The organism is Cellulomonas denverensis (assembly GCF_012396125.1).
GTDB classification, from domain to species: domain Bacteria; phylum Actinomycetota; class Actinomycetes; order Actinomycetales; family Cellulomonadaceae; genus Cellulomonas; species Cellulomonas denverensis.
This window is the reverse complement of the sequence record NZ_JAAXOX010000013.1, coordinates 67,501-92,747: the sequence shown is the minus strand read 5'-3', so window position 1 is coordinate 92,747 and position 25,247 is coordinate 67,501. Positions and strand designations below refer to the sequence as shown.

General features: G+C 72.1%; 18 protein-coding genes and 1 tRNA gene. 6 read left to right on the top strand and 13 right to left on the bottom strand.

Annotation, left to right across the window (positions count from 1 at the left end; translation table 11 throughout):
• Positions 1-101 precede the first annotated feature (101 nt).
• From pknB to HGA03_RS16505, 7 genes are read right to left on the bottom strand one after another with little or no spacing between them, the layout of a single operon-like run.
• A complete protein-coding gene (gene pknB, locus HGA03_RS16535; protein WP_168631403.1) occupies positions 102-2,093 on the bottom strand; it encodes a Stk1 family PASTA domain-containing Ser/Thr kinase in 1,992 nt (663 codons plus the stop codon).
• Complete coding sequence (locus HGA03_RS16530) at positions 2,093-3,418, bottom strand: serine/threonine-protein kinase (protein ID WP_168631402.1); 1,326 nt, start codon at positions 3,416-3,418, stop codon at positions 2,093-2,095. The genes pknB and HGA03_RS16530 overlap by 1 nt, the downstream gene beginning before the upstream one ends.
• Entirely contained in the window at positions 3,415-4,872 is a 1,458-nt protein-coding gene (locus HGA03_RS16525; RefSeq protein ID WP_168631401.1) for a peptidoglycan D,D-transpeptidase FtsI family protein, read from the bottom strand. The genes HGA03_RS16530 and HGA03_RS16525 overlap by 4 nt, the downstream gene beginning before the upstream one ends.
• Complete coding sequence (locus HGA03_RS16520; RefSeq protein WP_168631400.1) at positions 4,869-6,356, bottom strand: FtsW/RodA/SpoVE family cell cycle protein; 1,488 nt, start codon at positions 6,354-6,356, stop codon at positions 4,869-4,871. The genes HGA03_RS16525 and HGA03_RS16520 overlap by 4 nt, the downstream gene beginning before the upstream one ends.
• Positions 6,356-7,690, bottom strand: a complete 1,335-nt coding sequence (locus HGA03_RS16515) for a Stp1/IreP family PP2C-type Ser/Thr phosphatase (RefSeq protein WP_168631399.1) — start codon at positions 7,688-7,690, stop codon at positions 6,356-6,358. Before HGA03_RS16515 ends, HGA03_RS16520 begins: the two co-directional genes overlap by 1 nt.
• Before the next feature lie 4 nt (positions 7,691-7,694).
• Positions 7,695-8,204: an FHA domain-containing protein FhaB/FipA gene (locus HGA03_RS16510; protein WP_168631398.1), complete on the bottom strand. Its 510-nt coding sequence runs from the start codon at positions 8,202-8,204 to the stop codon at positions 7,695-7,697.
• Positions 8,205-8,213: 9 nt separating this feature from the next.
• The gene (locus tag HGA03_RS16505; protein WP_168631397.1) at positions 8,214-8,930 is read right to left on the bottom strand and encodes an FHA domain-containing protein; all 717 of its coding nucleotides are present in this window, start codon (positions 8,928-8,930) and stop codon (positions 8,214-8,216) included.
• 248 nt (positions 8,931-9,178) lie between these two features.
• On the opposite strand from HGA03_RS16505, the gene HGA03_RS16500 reads away from it, so the two are divergent.
• Positions 9,179-9,261: transfer RNA gene (locus HGA03_RS16500), tRNA-Leu, on the top strand.
• A 440-nt stretch (positions 9,262-9,701) separates the two neighbouring features.
• On the opposite strand, the gene HGA03_RS16495 is transcribed toward HGA03_RS16500, so the two are convergent.
• From HGA03_RS16495 to HGA03_RS16470, 6 genes are all read right to left on the bottom strand, one after another.
• Positions 9,702-10,169: a hypothetical protein gene (locus HGA03_RS16495; protein WP_168631396.1), complete on the bottom strand. Its 468-nt coding sequence runs from the start codon at positions 10,167-10,169 to the stop codon at positions 9,702-9,704.
• Positions 10,170-12,165: 1,996 nt separating this feature from the next.
• The gene (locus tag HGA03_RS16490) at positions 12,166-12,417 is read right to left on the bottom strand and encodes a hypothetical protein (RefSeq protein WP_168631395.1); all 252 of its coding nucleotides are present in this window, start codon (positions 12,415-12,417) and stop codon (positions 12,166-12,168) included.
• An 83-nt stretch (positions 12,418-12,500) separates the two neighbouring features.
• On the bottom strand, positions 12,501-13,178 hold the full coding sequence (locus HGA03_RS16485) for a response regulator (RefSeq protein ID WP_168631394.1): 678 nt from the start codon (positions 13,176-13,178) through the stop codon (positions 12,501-12,503).
• Positions 13,154-14,194: a sensor histidine kinase gene (locus tag HGA03_RS16480; RefSeq protein WP_168631393.1), complete on the bottom strand. Its 1,041-nt coding sequence runs from the start codon at positions 14,192-14,194 to the stop codon at positions 13,154-13,156. The genes HGA03_RS16485 and HGA03_RS16480 overlap by 25 nt, the downstream gene beginning before the upstream one ends.
• A gap of 112 nt (positions 14,195-14,306) precedes the next feature.
• Positions 14,307-16,466 carry a hypothetical protein gene (locus HGA03_RS19475; protein WP_168631392.1) on the bottom strand — a complete coding sequence of 720 codons (2,160 nt, stop codon included), beginning with the start codon at positions 16,464-16,466 and terminating at the stop codon, positions 14,307-14,309.
• A 105-nt stretch (positions 16,467-16,571) separates the two neighbouring features.
• Entirely contained in the window at positions 16,572-16,862 is a 291-nt protein-coding gene (locus HGA03_RS16470; RefSeq protein WP_168631391.1) for a hypothetical protein, read from the bottom strand.
• 52 nt (positions 16,863-16,914) lie between these two features.
• On the opposite strand from HGA03_RS16470, the gene HGA03_RS16465 reads away from it, so the two are divergent.
• The 5 genes from HGA03_RS16465 to HGA03_RS16445 all read left to right on the top strand — a co-directional run bounded on the left by HGA03_RS16465 (position 16,915) and on the right by HGA03_RS16445 (position 25,199).
• Positions 16,915-18,594 carry an FAD-dependent oxidoreductase gene (locus HGA03_RS16465; RefSeq protein ID WP_168631390.1) on the top strand — a complete coding sequence of 560 codons (1,680 nt, stop codon included), beginning with the start codon at positions 16,915-16,917 and terminating at the stop codon, positions 18,592-18,594.
• Between the two features lie 143 nt (positions 18,595-18,737).
• Positions 18,738-19,010 (top strand): metal-sensitive transcriptional regulator, encoded by a 273-nt coding sequence (locus HGA03_RS16460; RefSeq protein ID WP_168631389.1) that lies wholly within the window; start codon positions 18,738-18,740, stop codon positions 19,008-19,010.
• Between the two features lie 217 nt (positions 19,011-19,227).
• A complete protein-coding gene (locus HGA03_RS16455) occupies positions 19,228-21,012 on the top strand; it encodes an InlB B-repeat-containing protein (RefSeq protein ID WP_168631388.1) in 1,785 nt (594 codons plus the stop codon).
• Positions 21,013-21,255: 243 nt separating this feature from the next.
• Positions 21,256-23,103: an InlB B-repeat-containing protein gene (locus HGA03_RS16450; RefSeq protein WP_168631387.1), complete on the top strand. Its 1,848-nt coding sequence runs from the start codon at positions 21,256-21,258 to the stop codon at positions 23,101-23,103.
• Between the two features lie 296 nt (positions 23,104-23,399).
• Entirely contained in the window at positions 23,400-25,199 is a 1,800-nt protein-coding gene (locus HGA03_RS16445) for an InlB B-repeat-containing protein (RefSeq protein ID WP_168631386.1), read from the top strand.
• Positions 25,200-25,247: the final 48 nt, after the last annotated feature.

Genomic DNA, 25,247 nt, shown 5'->3' with positions numbered 1-25,247 from the left:
ACCCGCTGGCCCATCGACGCCCGACCCTGCCCGGCACTTCGCGGGCCGGAACAGCACAGGACCCCGGCACCCTCAGGTGCCGGGGTCCTGTCGCGTCCGGGTCAGTTGCCTCCGGCGTTGTTGCCGTTCCCGCCACCGCCGCTGTTGTTGCTGGTCGGCGCCCCCTCGGACACCGTGATCGTCACCGTGCTGCCGATCGGGACCGAGCTACCGGCCGACGGCTGCACCGACATCACGTCGCCCTCCGGCACGGTCTCGGACTGGGCGCCGTCGGTGCGGACGGTCAGCCCGAGGTCCTGCAGCGCTGACGTCGCCTCTTCCGAGCTCATCCCGACGATGCCGTCCGGGATGGTCACCGTGGTGGGCGCGGCGGCGACGGTCAGCGTGATCGTCGACCCCTGCGGCACCGGCCCGGCGGCGCGGTCCTGGTTGATCACGGTGCCGGGTTCCGCATCGGCAGTCTCCTGCGTCTGGATCACCGCGGAGAGCTTGAGACCGCTCAGGGTGGCCTGGGCGTCCGCCTGGGCCTGGCCGACCAGATTCGGCAGGTCGACCTGGCCGGTGGAGACCACCAGGGTGATCTCGGACCCGGCATCGACGGCCTGGCCCTTGGCGGGCTCGGTGCGCAAGACCCGGTCGGCGGGCTGGTCGGGACTGTTCTCGGAGGTCACGTTGCCGACCTGGAAGCCGGCGGCCTCCAGCTGGTCACGTGCCTGCTCCTGGCTCATCCCGGTGACGTCGGGCACCGAGGCGGAGTCGGGGCCGGTGGAGACGTACAGCGAGACGGTCGAGCCCTCGTCCACCGAGGTGCCCTCGGCCGGGTCGGTCCTGGTGACCATGCCGGCGGCGACCGTGGCGGAGGGCTCGTCCACCCGGCGGACCTCCAGATTGAGGTCCTGCAGCTCGGTGGTGGCGTCGGCCTCGGCCTCCCCGGCGACCGCGGGGATGGTGACCTGTGGCGGCTGGTCGGACTCGTTGCCCTGCAGCAGCACCCAGATCAGCCCGGCGACCGCCAGCACGCCGACGATGCTGAGGGTGATCCAGAGCCACTTCTTGGACTTGCCCTCCTCCTCGTCCTCCGCGTCGGCGTCCGGGCCCGTCGGCTCGATCGCGGTCGGCGCCCAGGCGGGGGCGGTGCCGGGCATCACCTGGGTCGCCTCGGCGGTCTGTGGGGACATCACCTGGGTGGCGGCGGCCAGGCCGGCGGCGGCCAGTGCCGGGGCGGCGACGTGCCCACCGCGGGCGGCGGCCTCCAGGTCGGCACGGAACTCGGCGGCCGAGGCGTAGCGGTGGTCGCGCTCCTTGGCGAGCGCCTTGGCGCAGATCCGGTCCAGCACCTCGGGCACGTCGGAGGCGATCGAGCTGGGCGCCGGGGCGATCTCCCGGACGTGCTGGTAGGCCACCGCGACCGGCGAGTCGCCGATGAACGGCGGTCGGCCGGTCAGCAGCTCGAACAGCAGGCAGCCGGCGGAGTACAGGTCGGAGCGGGCATCGACGGTCTCGCCGCGGGCCTGCTCGGGCGACAGGTACTGCGCGGTGCCGATCACCGCCTGGGTCTGGGTCATGGTGGCGGCCGAGTCGGCCACCGCACGGGCGATGCCGAAGTCCATCACCTTGACCGCACCGGTCGGGGTCAGCATCACGTTCGCGGGCTTGATGTCGCGGTGCACGATGCCGGCGTGGTGCGAGTACTCCAGCGCGGACAGCACGCCGGAGGTGATCTCGATCGCCTCCTCGATCGGCACGGCCTGACCGTCCCGGAGGATGTCGCGGACGGTGTGGCCCTCGACGTACTCCATCACGATGAACGGCACGTGCGAGACGGCGCCGGTCGGGTCGGTGAAGGTGTCCTCGCCGGTGTCGTAGACCGCGACGATCGCCGGGTGGTTCAGTGCCGCGGCCGCCTGCGCCTCCCGGCGGAACCGCGCCAGGAACGACGGGTCGCGTGCCAGGTCGGAGCGCAGGATCTTGATCGCCACGGTGCGGCCCAGCCGGGTGTCGTGCCCGATGTGCACCTCGGCCATGCCGCCGCGGCCGATGAGCTCGCCGACCTCGTACCGTCCGGCGAGGATCCGGGATCCGTCGTCCACCACTAGGCGTCCTTCACTGTCGTCGTCAGGGCGTCCGGATCCACTCCGGTCGCACGCTCGCGCATCATGTCATTGTCCACTGCCGCCACGATGCGGCCCACACTCGTCGTGCCCGGATCGTGATCGACGCCGAACGGGTCGGCCGAGCCGATGATCCGGTCGGCCAGCGCGGCGCCGAGCAGCGCCACCACCAGCACCGCCAGCGCCAGCAGCGGCCAGCGGACCTGCATCCGGTCCAGTCGCCGGCCGGTGCGGGCGTGCGCCCGGGCCGGGGCACTGGGCCGCGCCGGGGTGCGGCCACCCACCGGTCGCCCGGTGCGGGGGTCGAAGGCCGGCGGCGGCGTCTGGTGCGCCGGCCGGGAGTCGGGTGCCTCGGCCTGGCCGCGGACCCGGGTCGCCCCGTCCGCCGACGGCCGCCGGTGTGCGCCGCCACGGGTGCGGCCGCCGACCGGGATCGATGCGGGCCGCACGGCAGGTGGCGGGGCGATCGACGGGGTGCCGGAGGCCGGGGTGCGGGGGACCAGGGCGTCCAGCAGGTCGGCCAGTTCCTCGGCGGTGCCGGGGCGCTCGACCGGGTCCTTGGCCAGCAGCCGCATGATCAGCCGGGCGAGCGCCGGGTCGACGTGCGCGGGCAGCGGCGGGACCGCCTGGTTCACGTGCGCGACCGCGATGTCGACCGCGGTGGCACCGGTGAACGGGCGCTTCCCGGCGGTGGCCTCGTAGGCGATGATCCCGAGCGCGTACATGTCGGAGGCGGCGCTGGCCGGGCCACCCACCGCCTGCTCGGGGGACAGGTACTGCGCGGTGCCCATCACCATGCCGGTGGCGGTCATCGGCACCTGGTTGCTGGCCATCGAGACGCCGAAGTCGGTCAGCTTCACCTTGCCGGTGGGCGTGATCATGATGTTGCCGGGCTTGACGTCCCGGTGCACCACACCGGCCTGGTGCGCGACGTGCAGCGCGCGGGCGGCCTGGGACAGGATCGGCAGCAGCTTGCGCGGCGCCATCACCGGTTCGGCGTCCAGCAGGTCGCTCATCGGGTCGCCGACGATCAACTCCATCGCCAGGAACGCGCTGCCCTGCTGCTCGCCGTAGTCGTAGAGCGCGGCGATGCCCGGGTGGGACAGCGATCCGGCATTGCGTGCCTCGGTGCGGAACCGGGCCAGGAAGCCGGCATCCCCGGCGAACTCCTCGCGCAGCACCTTGACCGCGACGTCCCGGGCCAGCGCCTCGTCGTGCGCGACCCAGACCTCACCCATCCCGCCGACCGCGATCCGGCGGGTCAGGCGGTAGCGGCCGCCCAGCACGACCCCGGTGTCCGGCCTCACTGGTTGATCACCGCCTCCATCACCGCGCGGGCGATCGGCGCGGCGACCCGGCCGCCGGTGGCCTCCGAGCCGGTGTCGCCACCGTTCAGCACGATCACGGCGACCGCGACCTGCGGGTCGTCGGCCGGGGCGAAGGCGGTGAACCAGGCGTGCGGGGACTGGCCCTCGATGCCGGTCTGCGCGGTGCCGCTCTTGCCGGCCACCTGGACGCCGCTGATCTGCGCGGCGGTGCCGGAGCCGGACTGCACGACGCCGAGCATCATGTCGGTCAGCTGCTGGGCGGTCTGCTCGGAGACCGCCTGGGAGTACCGGCTCGGCTCGGTCTGGCTGATCACGTCCAGGTCGGCGGTGCGCACGGTGTCGATCAGGTACGGCGTCATCAGCTCGCCGTCGTTCGCGATCGCGGAGGCGACCATCGCCATCTGCAACGGGGTCGAGCGCACCGACTCCTGGCCGATCGCGGTCAGCGCGGTCTGCGCGGCGTTCGGGTCCTCCGGGTAGGTCGAGGTGGCGACCGGCATCGGGACCGACAGCGAGTCGTCGCCGAAGCCGAACTTCTCGGCCTGCTCCCGGATCGCGTCGTCACCGAGGTCGACGCCCAGCGAGGCGAAGGCGGTGTTGCAGCTGATCCGCAGCGCGTTCGCCAGGGTGGTCTGGTCGTTCGCCCCGCAGGAGCCGCCGCCGAAGTTGGGCAGCGTGGTCCGGGTGCCCGGCAGGGTGTACTGCGTCGGCGCGGACAGCACGGACTCCGGGGTGTAGTCACCGGACTCCAGGGCGGCCGCCGCCGTGACCAGCTTGAACGTCGACCCGGGCGGGTAGTTCTCCTGGATGGTCTTGTTGCGCAGCGGGTTGCCGTCGGCGTTCAGCAGGTCCTGGTAGGCGGTGTTGGCCGCGGCGGTGTCGTGGGTGGCCAGCGCGTTCGGGTCGAAGCCCGGAGTGGACACCATCGCCAGGATCTTGCCGGTGGACGGCTCCAGTGCGACCACCGCGCCCTGCTGGCCGCCGAGCGCGTCGACGGCGGCCTGCTGGGCGGCCGGGTCCAGGGTCAGCTCCACCGAGGAACCCTGCGGCTGGCGGCCGGTGACCAGGTCCTGCACCCGCTGCCAGAACAGCGAATCCGCGGAACCGGTCAGCAGGTCGTTGGCCGCGCGCTCCAGGCCGGAGCCGCCGTTGACCACCGAGTAGAAGCCGGTGACCGTCGAGTACAGCTCCGGCTGCAGGTAGGTCCGCTGGTAGCCGTAGGGGTCGTCGACCGGGGTGGACTCGGCGATCACCTGGCCGTCGACGATGATCGGGCCACGCGGCTTGCCGTACTCCCGGTACAGGGTGCGGACGTTGCGCGGGTCGTTGTTCAGCGAGGACGCCTGCACGAACTGCACGTAGGTGGTGCCGCAGAGCAGGACCAGGAACATCACCATCGTGATGGTGGCCAGGCGGCGCAGGGCGGTGTTCACCGGTCACCTCCGTCGGTACGGCGCAGGGCCTGGGTCGGCTGGTCGTCGGTGGGGGCGACCGGCGTGGCGTCGGCCAGCGCCCGGGCCGGGGCCATCCCGATGTTCAGCCCGCCGGCGGGGGTGGCGATCAGCTCGCCGGTGATCACCGGGGCCGGGCGGCGGGCGTCGTCGGAGATCCGCAGCAGCAGCGCCACCACGATCCAGTTGGCCAGCAGGGAGGAACCGCCGTAGGCCAGGAACGGGGTGGTCAGGCCGGTCAGCGGGATGATCCGGGTGATGCCGCCGACCACGACGAAGCACTGGAACGCGATCACGAACGCCAGCCCGGCGGCCAGCAGCTTGCCGAAGCCGTCCCGGACGCCGATCGCGGTGCGCATGCCGCGCTGGCAGAGCACCAGGTACAGCGCCAGGATCGCCATCACCCCGGTCAGGCCCAGTTCCTCGCCGAGGGAGGCGACGATGAAGTCGGACTCGGCGAACGGCACCAGATCCGGCCGGCCCTGACCCCAGCCGGTGCCGAACAGCCCACCGCTGGCCAGCCCGAACAGCCCGCGGACCAGCTGGCCCGAACCACCCGGCGACCGGTTGAAGATGTCGCTGTCCAGTGCGTGCAGCCAGACGTCGAACCGCGCGGCGACGTGCCCGAAGGTGCTCGCGGCGATCGCCACCCCACCGGCGAACAGCAGCAGGCCGATGATGATCCAGCTCAGCCGCTCGGTGGCGACGTAGAGCATCGCCACGAACAGGCCGAACAGCAGCAGCGAGGTACCCAGGTCGCGTTCGAGCACCAGCACCGCGATCGACGCGCCCCAGACCACCAGGATCGGGCCCAGGTCACGCAGCCGCGGCAGTTGCAGGCCGAGGATCTTGGGACCGGCCAGCGCCAGGGTGTCCCGGTGCGTCACCAGGTACCCGGCGAAGAAGATGGCCAGCGCGATCTTGGCCAGCTCGGCCGGCTGCAGGGAGAAACCGAGCGCCCGGACCCAGATCCGCGCCCCGTTGATCTCGGTGCCGATCCCGGGGACCAGCGGCAGCGCGACCAGCGCGAGACCGGCGACCATCGCGGTGTAGGTGTACCGGCGCAGCGTGCGGTGGTCGCGCAGCAGGATCAGCACCACACAGGCCAGCACCACGGAGATCGCCGACCAGGCCAGCTGCTTGGAGGCGAACATGTTGGTCAGCCCGCGCACCTCACGGGCCAGGTCGATCCGGTAGATCATCGCCAGGCCGATGCCGTTCAGCGCGACCACCACCGGCACGATCACCGGGTCGGCGTAGGGCGCCCGCCAGCGGACCACCAGGTGCACCAGCAGGGCCAGACCGGTCATCCCGGCGCCGTAGCCGAGCACATCGGCGGGCAGCTCGTCGGTCGCGCCGAGGCCGACCAGGGCGTAGGACGCGATGGCGATGATCAGGGCGAGCAGGAGCAGACCGAGTTCGGTGCCCCGCCCGGCGCGCACCCGGTGCGCCTGGACGGTGGCCATCAGGTGCCTGCCGTCTGCTGGTCGGTGCTGTCGGTGGCGGAGCGGGTCACGCTGGGGGAGGGGGACGGGCTCGGCGACGGCTCTGGACCGGCCTCCTCGGCCAGCGCGAGCACGCGCTCACGGGCCTGGGCGAGGGAACCGGTGTGGATGGTCTGCTCCACCCGCTGCTGGACGTACTGCGGCAGGTCGTCCAGGTCGAGCTCGCTGACCTCGACCACGTCGGAGAACGTGATCGGTCCGAGCGTCTGCGGGATGCCCTGGTAGATCGCCACCCGGCCGTCGGACTCGCCGACGTAGAACTGGGTCTGGGTCCACCGGTAGAAGCCGAACCCGGCCCCGGCCAGCACGATCAGCGCGACCAGGGCGATCACCCAGCCGCGGGTCCGGCGGCGCCGGCGGGCCCGGCGCTCGTCGTCGTCGGTGTCCTCGTCCTCGATCTCCGGGGTCACCACCGGCACCCCACCGGTCGGGGTGTTCGCCTGCCGGGACAGCTCGGCGGCACGGGCGGCCGGGCCGTCCGAGGCCGCGGTGGGCATGTTGCGGGTGGTGGCGGCCGACCCGACCACCACCGCGTTGGTGGTCGGACCCGCGCCGTCCGGCAGCGTGTCCAGCTCGACCACGTCCGCCACCACGACCGTGACGTTGTCCCCGCCGCCGGCGCGCAGCGCGAGCTGGACCAGCCGCTCGGCACAGGTGTCGACGTCCTGGATCTCGTGCAGGGTGCGGGCGATCGTGTCCCCGCTGACGAAGCCGGACAGCCCGTCGGAGCACAGCAGCCAGCGGTCGCCGGAGCGCGCCTCCCGCACCGACAGGTCCGGGGCGATGTCCGAGTCGAAGTCGCCGAGCACCCGCATCACCACCGACCGCTGCGGGTGGTGCTCGGCCTCCTCCGGGGTGATCTTGCCGGTGTTCACCAGGTGCTGGACGAAGGTGTGGTCGGAGGTGACCTGGGTCAGCACCCCGTCGCGCAGCAGGTACCCGCGCGAGTCGCCCAGGTGCACCATGGCGAGCTTGTTGCCCGAGCGCAGGATCGCGGTCACCGTGGTGCCCATCCCGGCCAGCTCGGGATGCTCCTGGGACAGCGAGATGATCTCGTCCCGGGCACTGTCCAGCGCGCGCTCCAGCTCGTCCAGCGCGTCGTCCGGGCCGTGCGACTCCCCGTCCAGCGGGGCCAGCGCCGCGATCGCGACCGAGGACGCCACATCGCCGCCGGCGTGACCGCCCATCCCGTCGGCGACCACCAGCAGGTGGGGCCCGGCATAGGCGGAGTCCTGGTTGTTGGACCGGACCAGCCCCACGTCGGAGCGGGCGGCGTACCGCAGCGCGATGCTCATCGCGCTACCCCTGCAGCTCGATGACGCTCTGGCCGATCCGGATCGGCGTGCCGGGGCGGACCTCCACCGTGCCGGAGACCTTGCGGTCGTCGACGAAGGTGCCGTTGGTGGAACCCAGGTCCTCCACGTACCAGCGGTCGTCCTGGTGGAAGATCCGCGCGTGCTGGGAGGAGGAGTAGTCGTCGTCCAGCACCAGGGTGCAGGAAGGGGCGCGGCCGATCAGCACCGCGGAGCTGCCCAGCGGCAGGGTCGTCCCGCGCAGCGGGCCCTCGGTCACCACCAGCCGGGTCGGACCGGAACGGCGGCCACCGCTGCGGGCCGGCTTCGGTGCCGCGGCCGGGGTGGGGGCCGGTGCGGCGTTCGCATTGGCCTGGGTGGTGGCGCCTGCGCGCCGGCGATTGGTGATCCGGGTGCCGTACAGGTCACGGCGCAGCACCCCGATGGCGGAGAGCACGAGGGCCCAGAGCAGGACCAGGTACCCCAGGCGCAGCAGGGTGACCGTCAGTTCACTCATGAGTGCCGTTCACTCGCCCGGCTCCTGTTCGCCGTCGCCGTCGCCGGTCCAGAACATGATGCGGGTCCGGCCGATCGTCAGAGTGTTCCCGTCCAGGAGGGTGGCGGCCGGAACCTGGTGCCCCTCCACGTACAAACCATTGGTGGAACCCAGGTCCGAGGCGACCACACCCTGCGGCGTCACCCGGATCTCCAGGTGGCGGCGGGAGACCCCCGGGTCGTCCACCACGATGTCCGCCTCCGAGCCGCGGCCGATCACGGTCACCGGCCCGGTCAGCAGATACCGCTGCCCGTCGATGTCGATCAGCGGGTGCCGGGGACTGGGCGCTGCCGTCGTCGCCGGGGCTGCCGCACCCCGCACGGTCGCCGACTTCACCCGGAACCGGCCGGTCTCCAGATCCTCGTACTCGTGGAAGGCGACCGTCACCGGTCCCACGAAGGCATAGCGCTGACCGGTGGCGTGCTCGGTGACATTCGCCGCCAGCTCGTCCGCCAGCGCCTCCGCACCCCACGCCTCGACCTGGTCGTAGTCGCCCGGCGACAGCTCCACGATGAACTCGTTCGGCACCACGGTGCGGTCCCGGCCCACCACCGCCGCACGGTCGTCGACCTCCCGCCGCAACGCGCTGGCCAGCTCGACCGGCTTCACCTCACTGCGGAACGCCTTGGCGAAGGCCGTGTTCACGACGCGCTCGACCCCGTGTTCGAACCGGTCGAGGATGCCCATGTGCACCACCTCTCTCGCCGAGCACGGCTGATCGTCCGGTCACGCCGTCCGCAGAGCGCGCACGGCGACAGTCTCGGTAGATGGTAGCGACGGGACGCTCCGGATCGCGTCATCGGACCGGCGGCGCGCGGGGCGGTCTCGTGCACGGATGTGGAGGTCGCGTGGTCGCGGACGTTCCGGGAGGGTGGTTCGGGCCGCTCGGGGGCGATGTGCAAGGGCACCCCCGGATCGTGTTAATGTTCTCCAGCGCGCGAGTGGCGGAACGGCAGACGCGCTGGCTTCAGGTGCCAGTGTCCGAAAGGGCGTGGGGGTTCAAATCCCCCCTCGCGCACAGTGGGTTGTTCGTCTAGGACGGCCGAAGTTGTTCAGGTAACCCCTGGTCGGAGTGATCCGGCCGGGGGTTTTCTGTTTCTGCGGTGTGACCTGCGGTTTCGTCAGCACGTTGGTGTGCTGGAGTCGCCGGCCAGGGGCGCTCGAGGGGCTCGTGGGTGCACGCCACGGTGCCCGCTGACCGGGTGGGTCAGCGGGTTGTGCGAGTGGTGCTGTTGAGTTCGTGTGGGTGGGGTCGCCCGCCTGTGCGTCTAGCCGGGCTGTTGCGGCGGGGGATGTCACCGGTGGTGAGTCGCATGCGCAGGGCCATGCCGCGGGGCTTGTCGTGAGCCGGGTGGAGACGGCCACGATCGGGCGTGGCGGGGTCAGATCAGTCGGTCTCGTGCGTGAGGGATCGACGTTCTTCGTCTGTGGGGCGCGGGTTGGCTCGGAGCCATCGTCCTACAGAACGATCGCCCAGATCAGTGCCGATAGGGCTGCCCATGGGATCGCGGCGAGCGCGAGATCGATGTCCCTGGGCTGCGAGGCCGGATCGGGGACGAACGGGCCTGTCTCTGCCCGGCGCCACGCCCGGATCGATCGGGTCCCGCGGACCGCTCGGAGAGCCCAGACGAGGGACAGCCCAAGGAGCGGCAGTGCGCTCACGCTCAGCGCTAGGGCGAGAAGACGCACGCCCAGAGCGTGGTCGACGGCAGCTGCGAGTGCGATGCACGGCAGGCCGACCGCGGTACCGAGAGCGGCCCCCGCGAACGTGAGGAACTGGGAGAGAGCCACGGCCATGCTCTCACGCACGTCCGGGTCGGGTGATGGCCCCCAAGCCCGGTCGATCACGGCGATAGCTGTCTGCTTGCCTGAGCCACCCTCGCCGCGGCGGAGAGCACGGTAGAAGATGGTCAGAAGCGTCGACATGATCGCCAGCGTCAACGGGCTCTCGCTGATGGGTCGGTACTTAGTGCGCTGCGCCAGTGCCACAGAGCACCTCCCCGCCCATCTGCAGCGCGGACCAGGCGTCTGCTACCAGTGATGTCCTGTCCGCAGCGGCACGCGCAGCAGAGCCCGGCGTTCGCTGGAGCGTACCTGAAGCCGCGGCTGCGGCTGTTTTTGTCCGCAGCGTCGAACGCTCATCTCTCGAGCAGGCAAGGTTAGTTGTCACTGTCTGCTCGGGGGCGCGCGCGGCAGAGCCGGTCATCCGCGTGAGCGTACCTGCGGCGCTCTTGGCCGCGGCACCCTGCGAACGTCGTAGAACTTTGGCTATCTCGCAGTATTCGTGAAAGCCCAGAACACTCCAAGTCCCAGAATGACTATCGATGCGGCCAGGAGTATCAGTCGGGCCGCTGATCGCATGTCATTGTTGGCGGCGGCGCGCCGCGCTCGCTGGGGTGACTCTATTCCTGGCTTTGGTCGGGTCCAGTGTGCGATCAGGGACAGGACTGCGGCAAGACCGCATACTAACTTGCTCGGCCACCACGGCAGAAGTGTCATGGCCAAGCATGCGGCGACGAGCGCAACGGCAGGGGCCCATCGCCATCTGCGCTCGCGCACGGAGGTTGCAGCTCGGGCGGGGACTACAACCGCCCCCGTTGTCACCATGGAAACCAGTACGGCAAAGATGAAGAATGCCAGCGAGACGGCGGTCCGCAGGTCCAGGCTCATGTGGTCACTTTTCTGCGCAACTACCGGGGAATCGTGTCGGGTGAATTGTTTTCATGTTCACATTGCCCAGTGCATCCCACAATGCCCATTCGCGCCCCGCGGTGATCCGGGAAGCGTCGTAGGTCGCGGCTCGGCGACCGTGGCCTGGCTGGTCCGGGCGCCGGGTTTGTCGAGCCGCCAGATCCTACAGCGCTCTCACCCGAGGGCTGCAGAGACCACCAGCACGCAGATCCCGACGCCTAGGGAAGTCAACTGCCGTCGCCACGCAGCCGAGTCGCGGATCGGCACCCGGACAGTCGCACGCAGTCGCAATAGCCAACCGGGCACCCAGAGCGCATCAGCCCGCTTGGGTCGCCATTGGTAGCACAGCGCCGCTGCGAGCACAGCGAGGGTACCCACGCCCAGCGCTACAAGCGGGGCCGCGCGGACGGTCCACGCTGAGATGAGACCACCTATGGTGACGAGTGCCGGGGCCACCCACCATGTCGCATCCGATACCCGGCGTAGCGTCGTTTCGCTAGGCACGGGTGAGATCGACCTCACGATGCCGCCGGTGCAGACGCTCACCAGAAGCGCGCCCAGGAGGATCGTCAGGACCCAGACGAAACCTCCGCCTGAGGAACTCATGAGCACTCCGAGTGGGCCAGTGCGCCGAGTTCGAACACCCCGGCCGTCACGCGTGCTCCGATTCTCGACGACAATTGCACATGAGACGCACTGTACATAGTGCCGCCGAGGCCGATTCCCTCGCGAGCGATCGCGGAACCCAGGCCCAAAGTGGCCAGACCCACAGCTGCGTTGACCGCGGATCCGACGCAACTCGACCCAGCGTCGTGGACACCACAGCTCTTATGGTCTCGCCAACGGACGCGGCTGTGGCGATAACGGTTGCAGAGGATCTTCCCACTGGCACCGCAGAGTTCAGAGGCGCGTTCGGCTGATGCGTGATGGCGGACGCGCCGCCGCGCAGTTCGTGCGGGCGAAGTTGCTAGGGCATCACCGGGGTGCCCGCCGACTCCTTCGGCCTCGAACGCACCTCGCCGAGCGGCACACCGTCCGGGGCCGACCGGGCCGCTAAGTCCTGCGGGGGTGCAGCCGAGGCAGGCGCTTGCCGAACTACAGCACGCGTGCGGATCCGCAGAGAAGACAGGAGAAGGGTGCGACGGTGTCGTGCAGAACTTTGGCGGGCTCTTGTGTGTGGCAGGGCGGCGCGATCGTCACCATGTCGGCTCGACATAGGGGGTTTACGCCGTCACACGGAAGCGAACAGCGCGGCGATCGCGATCGGGGCCGCGTATGCCAGGTCGTACGGCTGCGGGAGTGAGCCCTTCGGTGCGATCCCGTCGTGCCAGGAGCGTCGTGCGAGCGACCACCTCACTGCCCAGCCAAGTCCGACCGCGGTCAGTGGAGCGGTGAACACGATCAGGAACAGCCGCGTGAGCAGGCTCGCTGATGTGCTGTCGGTCGCGGCGAGCAGAGCGATGCCCAGGGCGGGGCCGAGCATGCCCAGCAGACGTCGTGAACGGACCCGACGTAGTCACCACCGTGACCGGTGGGTGGGTGGGAACGTTCGTCAAGCCGGTGGGTTCAGTCGGCGGCGTCCAGACCCGCCTCGTGCGCCAGGATCGCGACCTGGGTCCGGTTCTCCGCCCCGATTTTGGTCATGGCGCTGGCTACGTAGGACTTGACCGTGGTGGGCGCCAGGAACAGGGCCGCGGCGATCTGGGCGTTCGACAGGCCCCCGGCGAGGGCCGCGGCGACGGCGCGTTCCTGCGGGGTGAGCGTGCGCAGCCGGTGGCGGGCTGCGGCACGTCGGCCCTGGGGGTCGCCGCCGGCAGAGGCCAGTAGGAGGCGGCCGACGGCGGGGGAGAGGGTGATCGTCCCGGCTGCGGCGGCGCGGATGCCGTCGTGCAGCTCGTGCGGGGTGGAGTCCTTGAGCAGGTAGCCGGAGGCGCCGGCCCGGAGCGCGGGCAGGATGTAGTCGTCGGTGAGGAAGCTGGTCAGGACGACGATGGTGGTATCCGGGCAGGCGGTGCGGATGCCGTCGATCGCGTCCAGGCCGTCCATCACCGGCATCTGCATGTCGAGCAGGACGACGTCCGGGTGCAGGGCGGTCGCCTGTTCGACGGCTTCCAGGCCGTTGGCGGCTTGGCCGATCACCCGCAGGTCGGGGGCGGTGGCGACCAGGGCGGCGATGCCGGAGCGGAGCAGTTCCTCGTCGTCGACGACCAGCACGTCGATCACCTGGCCGGTGCCGGTATCCATGCGTCCACCTCCCAGCCGCCCTCGTGCGGTCCTGCGTGCAGCGTGCCGCCGAGCAGCTCGATCCGCCTGCGGAGGGCGTCCAGGCCGTGACCGCCGCCGGTCAGGCCGGTGTCCGGTCGCGGGGCGGGGCCGTTGGTCACCCGCACCTGGATGCCGCCGTCCCGGTCGGCCAGGCGCAGGGTGGTGGCGGCGCCGGGGGCGTGCCGGGCCGCGTTGGTCAGGGCCTCGGCGACCAGGCGCAGGGCGGTGGTCCCGGCGAGGCCGTCCAGGCGCAGGCCGGGGGAGAGGTCGGCGCGCACCGGTTGGCCGAGGTCGCGGGCGCGCTGGAGCAGGGCGTCGAGGCCGGTGGGTGCGGCCGGGGCGGGGGAGGCGGACAGCAGGCCGATCAGGGTGCGCAGTTCGGCCAGGGCGGTGCGACCGCTGTCGGCGACCCGGCCGGCCATCGCGGCGACCTCCGGCTGGGCGGTGCTGGTGCCGATCAGGTTCGCCTGGATCACCACGTCGCTGAGCCGCTGGGCGACGGCGTCGTGCAGCTCGCCGGCCAGCCGGGCGCGCTCCTGGCCGATCGCGGCCTGTTCGCGCAGCTCGGCCTCGTGCGCGCGGGTGCGCTGGAGGTGACCGGCGAGGTGGGCGACGACCAGCAGGACGCAGGCGATCCAGATCGTGCCGGCGGTCGGTGCACCGGAGCTGACCGCCAGCGCGGGGAAGGCGGCCAGCACGGTGGCGGTGGTCGCCAGCGCGGCGCGGCGGTGGGACGGGAGCTGGGCGGCGACCGCGAACACCGCCACCAGGGTCGCGGGGGCGGGCGAAACGAAGGAGGTGGCGGCGCACACCGTGAGGGCGAGCAGCGGGGAGCGCCTGCGGCCGACGATCGCCGCGGCGGCCAGCAGCTGGGCGGCGGCCTCGGCGGGCACGGGCGCCCAGCCGACGCGCTCCAGCGCCCGCAACCACACCAGGATCAGGCCGACCGTGGCGCACACGGCACCGACGATCAGGTCGTGGCGGGTGATCCGCATCCGACGACGGTAGCCAGGCGCCGGACGGTCCGCCTCACCCGCGAAGGAGGGCCGTCCCGGGTGGGACGACCCTCCTGGTGGAGCGGGCGACGCTCCGGGTGGACCGGTGCGCTCAGCGGGTGGCGCGGCGGCGGAGCACCAGGCCGGTGGCCCCTGCGGCGACCAGCAGGAAGGACACGCCGATCAGGGTGCCGGCCTCCCCGCCGGTGGTGGCCAGTGCCACGGTGCCGATGCCGGCCGGGTCGGCGGCCGCCGGGATGTCGCTGGACAGCGGGGCGACGATCGGGTCCACCGCGGCGGCCGGGGTGACGGTGGCCGGATCGACGGTGGTCGGGCCGACCGCGGGGTCGGTGCCGGGGTCGGTGGCCGGGTCGGTCCCCGGGTCGTCGGTGGGGTCGTCGCTCGGGTCGTCGGTGGGGTCGTCGTCGCCGCCGGGCTCCAGGCTGGACAGGTCGACGGCGATCCAATCCCGGCCGACGGTGGGCTGGTCCAGCGAACCCAGGCCGATCAGGTGGTGGATCGCGGACGGTCCCTCCAGCCACTGCTGGGTCTCCTCGTCCCAGTAGCCGCGATGGCTGTGGTCGTCGCCGGTGAAGTAGTCCGGCGTGCCCTGCTGGGTGCCGACCGCCGATCCCCACACCTGGAACGCGGGCAGGGTGGACACGTCCACTCCGGCGGGGACCCGGACGTACACCAGGTCACCGGGGTGCACGGTGGTGACCGGGTTGCCGTGGCCGTCGACCAGGATCACTCCGGCCGGAACCGGGCTGCCGTCGGCGGTGCGCAGCTCGACGTCCACGGTGCCCGCGCCGCCGACCAGGGTGACCGCGAAGCCGTACCGGGTGGACCCGTCGGCGTCCGTGGTGGCACCCGCCGCTACGAAGCCGGGCTGCGGGGCGACCACGTGGGTGGCGAGCGCGTTCTCGATCAGCCAGGCGGCCGTCGTCATGGTCTCCATCCGGCCCTGGGAGTACTCGCCCCAGTTCCGGGTCCAGTCGCTGCCGTCGGAGCTATCCGGCACGAACTGCTGCAGCGCCTTGTCGGTCAGGGTGACGTGGCCGGCGTCGTCGACCTGGAAGAACAGGCCCATCACGTCGTGGCCGGTGGAGAAGTACCAGACGGCGAACTGGGTCGCCTCGTAGGCGGCGCGCGTCACCTGGTAGTCGTTCGTGTCCCGCTCCATCGCGTCGATCTGCTCGTCGGTGTAGCCGTAGCCGAGCAGGGACGCGCGCTGCTCGGCGGTGTAGGCGAACGGGCGGTAGTCGACGCCGGCCCGCTCGAACAGCGCCCGGGCGTCGGCCCGCTTGGCCGCGTCGTCGGCGCCACCCTTGTACCCGTTGAACACCACGGTCTGCTGCGCCGGGCCGTTCTCCCAGTGCATGCCGTCGATGTCCTGGCCGACGGTGGGCTGCGGGACCCAGGTGCCGGTGCCGTCGTCCACCCACTCGGTGCGCGGGTGGTACCAGGAGTCCTGGATGTCCCGGTCGTAGACGATCCGGTTCTGGCCCTCGGCGTCCTGGATCTCGTGGAACAGGAAGTGGATCTGCGGCTGGCCGGACCAGCCCTCCCACGCCCGGCCCGACTCGGCGCCGGCGGTCTCCAGGAAGTACCAGTAGTCGCAGCCGTTGTCGATCCACAGGTGGTCGTAGGCGGTGGCCGGGATGTCGGCGGCGGTGGCGGAGGCCCGCAGCGACGGGGCGGCAGCGAGGGCGGTGGCGGCGCTCGCGGGCGTGGCGAGGGCGTCGGTGGCCGGGTCGGTGACGTCGGCTGCGTCGGCGGGCTCGGTGACGTCGGCGTCGGTGGGGTCGGTGGGCTCGGTGGAGGCGGCGGAGGCTTCGTCGGTGGCCGGGGCCGGGTCGTCGACGGGTGCGGCGTCCACCGGCGCGGCGTCGTCGGAGGAATCGGCCTCGGGTGCGTCGGCCGGTGCCGGGTTGGTCGCCGCCTGGCCGGTCCCATCGGTGGCCGGGTCCTCGGGCAGCGGGGCGACCAGCGCATCCTGCGGCGCGGCGTCCGGCTGGGCGGCGACCGGACCAGCGGCGGCTCCCGACCCCCTGGCGGAACCCGAGCCGTCCGGCTCGGCGGCGGCGTTCGAGTCGATGGCGGAACCGGCGCCCGGCTCGGCGACGGAACTCGCGATCCCCGGGTCGTCCACCGCGACGGCCGGGATCTCCGGCGACTCGGCGGCCTGGGCGGCACCCCCGGCGAACACCCCGGTGACGGCGAGGGCGAGGACGGTGGCGACGGTGGTGGTGGCGGTGCGGCGGATGGTCATGGTGGCTCCCCTGGGTGGTGTGCTTGTGAACACATCCACAATCTCCGCGGCGCCGGATGGTGCAGTACGGCCGAAGGGAGTGAGCACCACCGCCGAACGGAGGTATTACGCCTCCCACCCGGCGATCGCCGCCGACGCCGCACCAGCGTCCCCGAGCAGTCGGCACAGCGGGAACGGTGCACGCTCCCGGTGCCCGGACCAGGTCGGGTGCACCAGCGCGTAGCCACCGTCGTCGAGCCGGACCACCAGGTCGTCGCTCGCCTCGAACCGCGCCTCGACCCGGTCGATCCGCCGGCGCAACGGGTGGCCGCGACCGATCTCCCGGTTCAGCTCGGCCCGGAGCGCCGCGTCGTCGTCGGGTCGCCACCAGCGGTCCGGCAGTGTGAGTCCGGTCATGTGTCCAGGATGACAGCTGGATCCAGATACCCCCAGGGGTATAGTCGCCGGCATGAGCAACACACGACGCCTGGTGATCGTCGGCGGGGTGGCGGCCGGGATGAGCGCCGCCGCGCGGGCCCGGCGACTGGACGAACACGCCGAGATCGTGGTGCTGGAGCAGTCCGACTACGTCTCCTTCGCCAACTGCGGTCTGCCGTACCACCTGTCCGGTGAGATCGAGCGGCGCGAGGACCTGCTGCTGCACACCCCGGAGTCGCTGCGCGCGGCGCTGGCGCTGGACGTGCGGACCGGCAGCCGGGTCACCGCGATCGACCGGGACGCCCGGGAGGTCACCGTCGCTACCGCGGACGGGGAGTACCGGCTGGGCTACGACGCCCTGCTGCTGGCGCCCGGGGCGGTGGCGGTGCGCCCGCCGATCGACGGGCTGGACGACCCCGCGGTGCACACCCTGCGGACGGTGCCGGATGTCGACGCGCTGCTGGCCCGGGTCGGCGAGCGGCCCGGCCGGGCGGTGGTGATCGGCGCCGGGTTCATCGGGCTGGAAGCGGTGGAGGCGCTGGCCGGTCGCGGGGTGGAGGTCGCGCTGGTAGAGCTGGCCGACCATGTGCTGCCGCCGCTGGACGTGGAACTGGCGCCCCTGCTCGCGGACGAGCTGCGCGCGCACGGGGTGACCCTGCACCTGGGGCTGTCCGCCCGGGCGGTGACCACCGGCGACGACGGCACGGTGGTGACACTGTCGGACGGCAGCCGGTTGCCCGCCGACCTGGTGGTGCTCAGCGTGGGCGTGCGGCCGGCGAGCGACCTGGCGCGGGACGCCGGGCTGGCACTCGGCGACCGGGGCGGGATCCGGGTGGACGGCGACCAGCGGACCTCCGACCCACACATCTGGGCGGCCGGGGACGTGGTGGAGGTGACCTCGGCGGTGACCGGGGCGACCGGGCCGGTGCCGCTGGCCGGGCCCGCCAACCGCCAGGGTCGCCGCGCGGCCGAGTCGATGCTCGGCCACCGCACCACCCCGCAGGCGCCGGTGCTCGGCACCGCGATCGTGCGGGTGTTCGGCCAGACCGCGGCGGTGACCGGGGCGAGCCCGGCGACGCTGGACCGGGCCGGGATCCCGCACGAGACGGTGCGGGTGCACGGCGGCCACCACGCCGGGTACTTCCCGGGCGCCGAGCAGGTGCACCTGGTGGCGAGTTTCGCCCCGGACGGCCGGCTGCTCGGGGCGCAGGCGGTGGGCCGGGCCGGGGTGGACAAGCGGATCGACGTGCTGGCCACCGCGCTGCGGGCCGGGATGACCGCCGACGACCTGGCCGAGCTCGAACTCGCCTACGCCCCGCCGTACGGCTCGGCGAAGGACCCGGTCAACATGCTCGGATTCGTCGCCCAGAACGTCCTGGACGGCACGATGCCGCAGTGGCACGCCGCCGACGCCGACCGGGTGCTCGCCGACAGCCTGGTGCTGGACGTGCGCTCGCGGGCGGAGTACGACCGTGGGCATCTGCCGGGTGCGCTGCTGATCCCGCACACCGAGCTGCGCGGGCGGATCGAGCAGGTGCGCGCCGCCGCGGCCGGCCGCCCGGTCGCCGTGCACTGCGCCAGCGGGGTTCGCTCGCACATCGCCACCCGGGTGTTGATCCAGCACGGTCTGGACGCCCGGAACCTGTCCGGTGGCTGGCTCAGCCTGGATCTGGCCCGCCCCGATCTCACCCGTCGCCACTCCGGCGACTGAACGAAGGAGAATCCCATGTGTAGTCCCGCTCGTTGTGCCACCTGCGGCAAGGTCACCTGGACCGGCTGCGGCCAGCACGTCGACCAGGTGATGGCGAACGTGCCGCCGAGCGAGCAGTGCACCTGCCGTTGAAGGAGAACTCGATGGAGCTCGACCCGCAGGAGATGACCAAGGTCCGCAATCGGCTCAAGCGCGCGCAGGGGCAGCTCGCCGCGGTGGTCCGGATGATCGAGGAGGGCGACGACTGCGAGGACGTGGTCACCCAGCTGTCCGCGGTCTCCCGGGCGCTGGACCGGGCCGGGTTCGCAATCATCGCCTCCGGGATGAAGCAGTGCCTGACCCGGCCGGAGACGCCGGGGGAGGAGCCGGCCCTGGACGTGGCGAAGCTGGAGAAGCTGTTCCTGTCCTTGGCCTGAGCGCCTACCCAGAGTGGCCGGGTTCCGCCGCACGGTACTCAGGTGCGCGGAACTCGGCCCCGGCGCCCGATCGCCGGTCCACTCAGGCGCCCGCAAGGGCCCACGCAATGGTGACACCTAGACCTGTCCAATGGCAGGCATGTCCTCTGTTTCCCGTGTTTCCGCGGTACTCCTCACGACGTGCGTCGCCGTCGTGGGTGGTGGTGCGCTGCCCGCGTTGGCCGCGCCCGCCGTTGATTACGCCGGGCTCGATGCGATCTTCGATGCCCCGCAGTCCGTGAACGGTGTCGTCCAGCTCGACGCCGACCTCACCCAGGACCTGTCCGACGGCGACACCACCGACCGGCTCGACCTGGCGGCCGGTTCCACGCTCACGCTGGACCTGAACGGGTACGACCTGAACACCGGCTCGGTTGTGCTGGGTGCCGGATCGCAGTTGACGATCACCGACACCAGCACCGGCACCCCCGGCACGTTCACCGCCCTCCCGATCGACAGCAACGACCCCGTGTTCGACCAGGCGGCGGGCAGGCTCGCCGCGATCGACACCGCCGAGGCCGCCCTGATCATCGAGGGCCGGGCACGGGTGCATGCCGACTCCGGCCTCAACGGCACCCCGGCCATCGGCGGCACCGGCCTGGTCGACAGCGGCACGATCACGATTCGTGGCTATGCCGACGTCTATGCCGACGGCTTCACCGGCATCGGCAGCTCCTGGGGTGTGCCCGAGACCGACACCCCGCTGAGCACCGACCCGATCGTCATTGCCGAGAACGCCACGGTCACCGCGATCGGCGACGACGGAGCGGCGATCGGTGGCGGCGTCTACCGGGACAGCGGTGACATCACGATCACCGACAACGCCGTGGTCAACGCCAGCACCAAGCCCCACCCCGGCTCGGCCGTGGCCCCGGACGGCGTCGGCCCCGGCATCGGCGGTGGCTACTGGGGTGGCAGCAATGCCGGCACCATCCGGATCGACAAGAACGCGAAGGTCACCGCGACCGGTGGCTTCGGTGCCGGCATCGGGGGTGGCACGTCGTACACCACCGACAAGGGCGGCAACGGCGGCATCATCGAGATCGCCGACAACGCGAACGTCACCGCGACCAGCCTGACCTACGGTGCCGGGATCGGTGGCGGTGCGGGTGGCGATGGTGGCGAGATCACCATCTCCGGCAACCCGACCGTGGTCGCCACCTCCGTCGGCCCGGCTGCGGGCATCGGCGGTGGCGTGAAGGGCGACGGCGGCAACGTCCAGCTGCTCGGCGGCACGATCACCGCGATCAACGGCGCCGACACCACGAACACCTCCTCCGCGGTGGGCAACGGCCGTTCGGTGACCCCGTTCGGTTCGCTGCACATCGCCGACCCGGCAACCCTGATCATCCCGGACCCGGCGATCATGCGGATTCCGGCCGACGTGACCGTGACCGGCGACGGCGAGCTGCGCGGTGGCACGACCGCCGGCACCGTGATCAACAACGGTGCGGTCCAGCTGGCCACCGAGGATGTGGACTGGTCGACCCTGGGGCTGCAGCCGAACAACTACCTGGTCACCCGGCACGCGAACACCGGTACCCCGGACCAGGAGGTGCGGGTGTTCGCCACCACCTTGGCCGCCGGTGCGCGTGCGGTTCCGGCCGAGCCGACCAAGGCCGACCACACCCTGTCCGGGTGGAACCTGACCCAGGACGGCACGGGTGAGGCGGTGGACCTGGCGCTGGACACCCCGATCACCGCGGACGTGACGCACTTCGCGCAGTGGTCGCAGAACCCGCCGGCCCCGGTCGAGGAGCCCGAGGACCCGACCACCCCGACCACCCCGGTCACGCCGACCACTCCGGCTCCGGGTGTCACCACGATCACCGCCCCGACCCGATCCGGGAACCTGGCCACCACCGGGTCGGACCTGGCCCTGTGGGGCGCGATCGCCGGTGGCCTGGTGCTCGCCGGTGGGCTGACCGTGCTGGTCGTCCGCCGCCGGTCGCAGCAGCACTGATCCCCTGACCGAGGGCCCCGTCCGGACTGATCCGGACGGGGCCCCGCTGCGTCCAGGGGTCACCACCCACCCGGGGGCCGTCCGGGTGAGGATCCAGCACATAGATCCGCCTACCCAGACCCGCCGGTTCGGGCCGTGGGGTACCCAGACACCACTGACCCACCAGGACGTTCGCGGGGCCGGATACCCAGAAGCTGGGCGGTCCCTGCCGGTGCGCATCAACCGGCTGCTGTCATCGGCTTCATGCGTACCCTCCCCCGTGCTTCCGCGATTCTGCTGACGGCGTGCGTCGCCGTCGTCGGCGGTGCGGCGTTGCCAGCGCTGGCCGCACCCACCGATGACTACACCGCGCTCGACAACGCCTTCGCTGACCCGAGCACCGTGGGTGGTCGGGCCGAGCTGGGCGCCGATCTGGCCCAGGACCTGACCAACGGCGAGCAGATCACTCGGCTGGATCTGGCGGCCGGGCAGTCGCTGGTCCTGGACCTCAACGGCCACGATCTGGCCACGGCCTCGATCACCCTCGGTGCGGGGTCGACCCTGACGATCACCGACACCAGCACCGGTGCCCCCGGCGTGCTCACCGCGACCGCGCTGGTGGGCAACCACCTGGACCCGCTGGACAACCGGCCCGCGATCGAGAGCACCGGCGCCACCCTGGTGATCGAGGGACGCGCGACGGTGGTCGCCACCGCCGGCTCGTCCGGCGCGGCCGCCATCGGTGGCGCCGACGAGGGCGACGGCGGCACGATCCAGATCGGCGGCCAGGCGAATGTCACCGCCACCGCCGCCCAGTTCGGCGCGGCAATCGGCTCCGGCGACGGCGACGAGTACCTGGTCTCGGCACTCGGCACCGGCCCGATCACCATCTCCGGGAGTGCCCATGTCACGGCGATCGCCGAGGACGGCGCCGGCATCGGCGGCGGGGTCTTCACCGACTCCGGAAACATCACCATCACCGACGACGCGGTGGTCAGCGCCACCAGTGAGGCCGGCGCCGCGATCGGCGGTGGCTACTTCGGCGGCAGCAACGCGGGTGTGATCCGGATCGACGGCAACGCGACCGTCGACGCCACCACCCGCCGCGGTGCGGGCATCGGCGGCGGCACCCAGAACACCACCTACGACTTCGGTGCGAACGGCGGCACGATCGAGATCGGCGGCACCGCGCACGTCACCGCGACCAGCACCTCCCAGGCGGCCGGCATCGGCGGCGGCCCGTACGGCGACGGCGGCACGATCACCATCTCCGGCAACCCCACGGTCACCGCGACCGCCCAGGGTCTCGGCGCGGGCATCGGCGGCGGCAACCGCGGCATCGGCGGGGACGTCCGGCTGCTCGGCGGCACGATCACCGCGATCAACGGCGGCGACACCACCGGGACGTCCTCGGCGGTCGGCAATGGATCGAACAACGCCACCTTCGGGTCGCTGCACATCGCCGACCCGGCGACGCTGATCATCCCGGACCCGGCGGTGCTGCGGGTGCCTGCGGATGTCACGGTGACCGGTGACGGTCAGCTGCGCGGTGGTGCGACCCCCGGGACCGTGGTGAACAACGGTGCGGTGCAGCTGGCGACCGAGGATGTGGACTGGTCGACCCTGGGGCTGGCGCCGAACAACTTCCTGGTGACCCGGAATGCGAACACGGGGACGTCCGACCAGGAGGTGCGGGTGTTCGCGACCACGCTGGCCGCGGGTGCACGCCAGATCCCGGCCGTACCGACCAAGGCCGACCACACGCTGAGCGGGTGGAACCTGACCCAGGACGGCACCGGTGAGGCGGTGGACCTGGCGCTGGACACCCCGATCTCGGCGGACGTGACCCACTTCGCCCAGTGGAGCCAGAACCCGCCCGCCCCGGTCGACCCGGAGCCGGAGCCGGTGGACCCGGTGACCCCGGTGGACCCGACCACCCCGACCACCCCGGACCCGGCCCCGGGTGTCACCACGATCACGGCTCCGGCGCAGTCCGGGAACCTGGCCACCACCGGTGCTCCGAACGTCGGCCTGTGGGCGGCGATCGCCGGGGGCCTGGTGCTCGCCGGTGGGCTGACCGTGCTGGGCGTCCGGCGCCGGACCCAGCACTGATCCGACACCACTGAGCGAGGCCCCGTCCGGAGTGATCCGGGCGGGGCCTCGGCATGGATCGGCCCGGCATGTCACGTGCGGTCGTCGACAGGCCGTCGTGGCTGCGACACCCAGGACACCTACTCGATCGCGCGACGTCCGCCCGCCGCCCACTCAGACGACTGCCGCTCGGTGGCCGGGCTGCTGTACCGGGTACCCAGGTTCGCCGGAGTCCTGCCTGGGGGTCGCTGCCCGGCTGTTGTCATCGATTCATGCGTTTGTTCCCCAGGATCTCTGCGACTGTGCTGACGGCGTGCGTGGCCGCCGTCGCCGGTGGCGCGTTGCCGGCGATGGCGGCGACCACCAATGACTACTCCGCACTGGACGCGATCTTCGACGACCCGGCGTCCGTGGGTGGCACCGTGCAGCTCGGCGCCGACCTGACCCAGGTCATCTCCACCGACGACCGGCTGAACCGGCTGGTGCTGGCGGACGGCTCGTCCTTGGTGCTGGACCTGAACGGTCACGACCTGTCCACGGCCGCGATCGTGCTCGGCCAGGGCTCGACCCTGACGGTCACCGACACCAGCGCCGGGCAGCCCGGCACGCTGGCCGCCCACGCACTGTCCCGCGGGCAGGCGTCGGACCCGGGCAAGGAGGACCGGGCCGGGATCGAGACCACCGGCGCCACCCTGATCATCGAGGGCCGGGCCGTGGTCGACGCCAGCAGCCCGGCCACCATGTCCGCCGGGATCGGCGGCGGGGCGCACGGCGACGGCGGCACGATCATCATCCGTGGCGACGCGGACGTGACGGCCGAGGGCGCCCAGTTCGGCGCGGGGATCGGTTCCGGTGACGGCGACTCGGCTGCCGACCCGCGCCTGCAGGCCGGTGACATCACCATCGGCGGGAACGCCCGGGTCACCGCGATCGCGGAGGACGGGGCCGGCATCGGCGGTGGGGTGTACACCGACTCCGGCGACGTCACCATCACCGACCACGCGGTGGTGACGGCCACCAGCGAGGGCGGCGCGGGCATCGGTGGCGGTTACGCCGGTGGCAGCAACGGCGGCACGATCCGGATCGACGGCGACGCGGTGGTGGACGCCACCGGCGGTTGGGGCGCAGGCATCGGCGGCGGATACCCCTCCACCTCCCGCGGGGGCGCGAACGGCGGCATCATCGAGATCGCCGGCAACGCCAACGTGATCGCGGCCAGCACCACGTACGGGGCGGGCATCGGCTCCGGTCCGCGCGGCGACGCCGGTTCGATCACCATCTCCGGCAACCCGGTGGTCACCGCCACCGGCATCGGTGGTGGCGCGGGCATCGGCGGTGGCATCCAGGCCAGCGGCGGCGACGTGCGGCTGCTCGGCGGCACGATCACCGCGATCAACGGTGCCGACATCACGAACACCTCCTCCGCGGTGGGCAGCGGCCGTTCGGGGACCACGTTCGGTTCGCTGCACATCGCCGACCCGGCAACCCTGATCATCCCGGACCCGGCCGTACTGCGAATCCCGGCGGATGTGACGGTGACCGGTGAGGGGCAGCTGCGGGGCGGTGCGACCCCGGGCGACGTGGTGAACAACGGTGCGGTGCAGCTGGCGACCGAGGACGTGGACTGGTCGACGCTGGGGCTTTACCCGAACAACTACCTGGTCACCCGGCACGCGAACGGCGGCACCTCCGACCAGGAGGTGCGGGTGTTCGCCACGACGCTGGCCGCCGGTGCGCGCCAGATCCCGGCGGAGCCGACCAAGGCTGACCACACCCTGACCGGGTGGAACCTGGCCCAGGACGGCACCGGCGACCCGGTGACGCTGGCGCTGGACACCCCGATCTCGGCGAATGTCACGCACTTCGCGCAGTGGGCGCAGAACCCGCCGGCCCCGGTGGAGGAGCCCGAGGACCCGACCGGCCCGGTCACCCCCGCGGCCCCGAACACGCCGACCACTCCGGCTCCGGGTGTCACCACGATCACCGCGCCGGCCCGGTCCGGGAACCTGGCCACCACCGGCTCGGACCTGGCCCTGTGGGGCGCGATCGCCGGTGGCCTGGTGCTCGCCGGTGGGCTGACCGTGCTGGTCGTCCGCCGCCGGGCGCAGCAGCACTGATCCCCTGACCGTACGAGGGCCCCGTCCGATCCGGGCGGGGCCCTCGTG